The sequence below is a fragment of the Halonatronum saccharophilum DSM 13868 genome, from assembly GCF_000517025.1.
GTDB lineage: Bacteria > Bacillota > Halanaerobiia > Halobacteroidales > Halobacteroidaceae > Halonatronum > Halonatronum saccharophilum.
On record NZ_KI912097.1, the window covers coordinates 1 to 4,145 of the forward strand.

General features: G+C 30.1%; 5 protein-coding genes. 4 read left to right on the forward strand and 1 reads right to left on the reverse strand.

All coding sequences use genetic code 11. The features are described from left to right. Positions 1-181, reverse strand: a 181-nt coding sequence (locus HALSAC_RS15810; protein WP_035571848.1) for a transposase, incomplete at its 3' end; no start/stop codon positions are given. A gap of 104 nt (positions 182-285) precedes the next feature. Between HALSAC_RS15810 and HALSAC_RS0111260 the strand changes: the two genes are divergently transcribed. The 4 genes from HALSAC_RS0111260 to HALSAC_RS0111275 all read left to right on the forward strand — a co-directional run bounded on the left by HALSAC_RS0111260 (position 286) and on the right by HALSAC_RS0111275 (position 3,655). Continuing rightward, positions 286-552 (forward strand): hypothetical protein, encoded by a 267-nt coding sequence (locus HALSAC_RS0111260; protein WP_156924117.1) that lies wholly within the window; start codon positions 286-288, stop codon positions 550-552. Positions 553-675: 123 nt separating this feature from the next. Next, positions 676-1,467 (forward strand): hypothetical protein, encoded by a 792-nt coding sequence (locus HALSAC_RS0111265; RefSeq protein ID WP_027340343.1) that lies wholly within the window; start codon positions 676-678, stop codon positions 1,465-1,467. A 390-nt stretch (positions 1,468-1,857) separates the two neighbouring features. Then, entirely contained in the window at positions 1,858-3,231 is a 1,374-nt protein-coding gene (locus HALSAC_RS0111270) for a GLUG motif-containing protein (protein WP_027340344.1), read from the forward strand. Further along, positions 3,221-3,655, forward strand: a complete 435-nt coding sequence (locus tag HALSAC_RS0111275; RefSeq protein WP_027340276.1) for a hypothetical protein — start codon at positions 3,221-3,223, stop codon at positions 3,653-3,655. The genes HALSAC_RS0111270 and HALSAC_RS0111275 overlap by 11 nt, the downstream gene beginning before the upstream one ends. Positions 3,656-4,145 lie beyond the last annotated feature (490 nt).

The window sequence follows — 4,145 nt, forward strand, 5'->3', positions numbered from 1 at the left end:
TACCATTGCCTGGGAAAGCTAAATTACCCTTGTCTCTATACTCTTTACGCCATCTAATTAGTGCATTATAACTAACACCTAAATCTTCAGCAATATCTTTACAATTTTTATCAGATTTAAGACTTAATTCAACAGCATCACGTTTAAATTGTTCATCACGTTTTATTTTAGGTTTGCTCATGTGTATTCCCCCTTTGAATAACTTTATTATACACCTTAACTCACTGTCTAACAAATAGGGGGAAGATTATAAGAAATGATATTTTAAATAGAAATAAGTTTAAAGTGGCAGAAGTGGTATCCTATCCATTATTAGTAAGGGTAAATGATAGTCAAGAAAGAATTAAAACCAAGAAAGAATTTATAGATAAATTTGATTTAATCTTTAATGATGAATATATGAAAAAGATAGAAGGATTTATACCATTAAATTTAGGTTCTACTTATAGAGGAATGTGGTTTGCTGGTATAATGATAAATGATTTAGCACCAGATATAAATTCAGAATTTGAATTAAAAATTGTCTATATAAATAATTCAATAGATGATTAAAAATAATACCTTTGAATAAATAAAAAAGTAAAAATATACAATTTCAATTGACAATATAAGACTTTTAATATTAATCTAAGCTATAAAAAACATTAAATTTTAATTTTAAAGGGGGTTATATCTTTGAATTTCAAAATAAGAATAGTTATAATAGTTTCTTTACTTTTAATCAGTAGTCAAAGCCTCCTTATAGCTAGAGAGGATTTTAGTATTAATAGACATAATATATTAAAAGGTAGCATTGATAATCAATATGAGATTGAAATGCGGATATATTACGATGAAGATGGAGAATTAACTGGAGATTATTTTTATGAAAGATATAAGAAGAAAATAAAATTAGAAGGCTATATAAATGATTATAAGATAACCTTATATGAATTTGATACTAACGAAGATAAGAGTGCCAAGTTTACCGGTAAAGTCTATAATGGAATCTTCTTAGGGGAATGGTCGAGTTTAAAAAGCAATAATAAATATAATTTCAAATTAGAAGTAGTTGATAATTTCTCTGGAAAAAAGGATAATATATATGCTGGAGCAACAGATAATAGTCCAGAGGAGATTGAAGCCTTTGCTAAGGAACTAAAAGATAATATTTTGAGTAAGAATAAAGAAGAAGTCTCTAGAAATATCTCTTATCCTATAAGTGTAGAAATTGAAGGGCAAAGAGTGATAATAAGAGATGAAGCTCAATTTGTAGATAATTTTGACAAGATATTTTATAAGGAATATGTACAAACATTAAAGGATGCCTCTACCCTTAATATGAGATCTCATTATATATTGGGAATTAGGCTTGGCAGTAGAGGTCAGATTTGGTTTAATAGTAGTTATGGTTCTAAGGAATTAAAGGTTACTGCTATAAACAATTCAAGAGAGAGTTTGGAGAGGTATGGAATAATAGAAGAATAAGAGGAGTTTTTAAGAAAGGATAAATAATAGATGTTGAGTAAGCATCTATTATTTATCCTTTCTGTATTAATACTGACTGTAATATTGATCTGCTCTGCACCCCTCTCTTGGGCGGAGAAATTCTCTTCATAAAGGTTTTTAATGAAGAGAATGATTACGAAGAGTCTTTGTAAGACTCGGAGGGAAGAGAGGGGTCGGGGGAGAGTTCGAGCTCTAAAGTAATACACTATGGTTAATAATTAAATTCTTTCAGATAGTTAAGTTATTTCATATGAAGGGATTTTTATTTCTGTGGTTAATAGTAAAATATAGTAAATATTTTTTTAATTAGACTTTCGTGAGCAATTTATAATTCAGTTTTCAGTATATATACAAAAGGAGTTGTTTTGATTGAAAAGATTAATTTCTATTCTGTTAATTTTGAGTACTATCTTTCTAATAGGGTGTAAGGAGGAAAATACAGTAGAGCATATAGCCAACGAACCAAAGAGAGAAGAGGTTCATATAACAGGAGTAGGCATAGATATAAATCCTTTTGTGATCTATACTCTTGAAGGCTTAGAGAAGATAGGGGAAGAAGGATATCCTTTAGATGCCCATTATAAGTTGGGAAATAATATAGATGCTAGTATAACTAAGAGTAATGATTATAATAATGGCAAAGGTTTTAGAGGTATTGGAGAATATATAGATGAGTATGAAATTATATTTAATGATATAAGAAGATATAAGCATAAAATATTTAGTGGTGTCTTTGATGGCAACGGATATGAAATAAGGAATTTATATATTAATAGAGATAGTGAAGAAGGTGTTGGATTATTTAGTGTATTTACTGGGACTATTAAAAATTTAGGGTTAGTTGATATTGAGGTTAAAGGAAAGAATAAGGTGGGTGGATTATTTGGTTATGGAGGAGGAATAGTCAAAAATTCTTATATTAAAGGAAAAGTTGAAGGGATCGAGAATGTAGGGGGACTAGCAGGCTATTCTCATAGAGGAGAAATCGAAGCCTCTTATTTTGAAGGTAGTGTTAAAGGTGAGGATACCGTAGGGGGCCTTGTGGGGTATCATAATGGTCAGTTAATTAACTCTTATAGCGAAGTTGATGTTAAGGGGGAATATAGAGTAGGAGGACTGGTTGGATTTCATTTCTTGGGAGATATAGAAGGTTCTTCTAGCAGAGGTTTAGTTGAAGGTGATATCTTTGTAGGAGGTTTGGTCGGTAGAAGTAATGGAGATACTACAAATACATATTTTAAGGGTAATGTTAATGGAACAGAAGAAGTAGGAGGACTTGTTGGTGGAAATACAGGTGCAATATCTAAATCTTATGCTCAAAGTGATGTTAAAGGGAATGAAAGAATAGGAGGGCTAGCTGGTAGTAATATAAATAGTAGCATAGAAAAATCTTATTCTCAAGGTACAGTTAAAGGAATAAATTTCATAGGTGGATTGGTTGGAGAAAACTTTAGTGGGGTTTCAAAGGCAAGGATTAAAAACTCTTACTCCCAAAGTAATGTTGAAGGGGAAGAGGCAGTTGGAGGATTAGTTGGTTATAATAATGGGTTAGTAGAATTTTCATACTGGGAAATAAACACTTCAAAGCAGAGTGAATCTTCTGGAGGAATAGGTAAATTAACATCAGAAATGTATAAAGGGTCAACATATGAGGGATGGGATTTTGATGAGATATGGACTATTGATGGTGAGGGATATCCTCAGCTAAGATTTTTAAAGGGAAGAATAGAAGGTGGAAATTGATAAAGATAAAGTTATAAAATTTATTTTAAAATTCTATAAAGTAGTATTATTTTTAATGGCGTTTATTATTTCTGGAGTTATAAAGGTGTGGATAGAGATGTATACATTTGAGAAAACCTCTTTATATTTAATGAGTTCAAATGACTTGGTTCTGCTATTGGAAGGTAAATTAGGAACTTTATTGACATTCTTTATCTCTATTCCTTTAATCCTTAGTGGAGGGTATATGATCTATAAAACAGGAAAGTTTATATATAAAATAGAACTTGATAGAAATCTGGTTGATGTTTTAAAATATAGTCTACAATATATAATCAATTTTTTAGGTTTTGTTATTACTGGTAATATAACTTTTGCTTTCTTAGTATATATAGTCAAAAACACATGGAGTTTTTTCGTAAGTGTTTATCAATATATAATTTAAAATAAAGAAAGGACTGTTGAGCAACTATCTGGAGGAGATATATCAGTAGGGATTAAAAATCCTTACGAACATGTAGGAGATTGGGTTCAATTTAATAGAAAATTAACTCAGCATTCCAATGGAGATTTAGAGCTTACAGTTGTTGAAAGGCATAGTATAGCAGGGAAAGAATCGGAGGGGGACCCATATACTTTGCACTTTGAATATTTAGGAAATGATAGATACACCATCAATAATGCAGATTGCTTTCCTCAGCCAGGAGGATATACAACTAGAAGAGCAATAATAGCTGCCTTTAATGAGGATTGATATTAGTGAAAGTATTGATTTGATTAGGAGGAGTTAAATGAAGGACAATAAAATATTAAAGTTTATTTTTAAAAATTATGACCTTATAGTAATAATTTTTACTGCAGTAATTTATATTATATTAAGTATATCATTACAACTTCACATAATAGAGAATACTTCCTTAGAGCTGAATCATTTA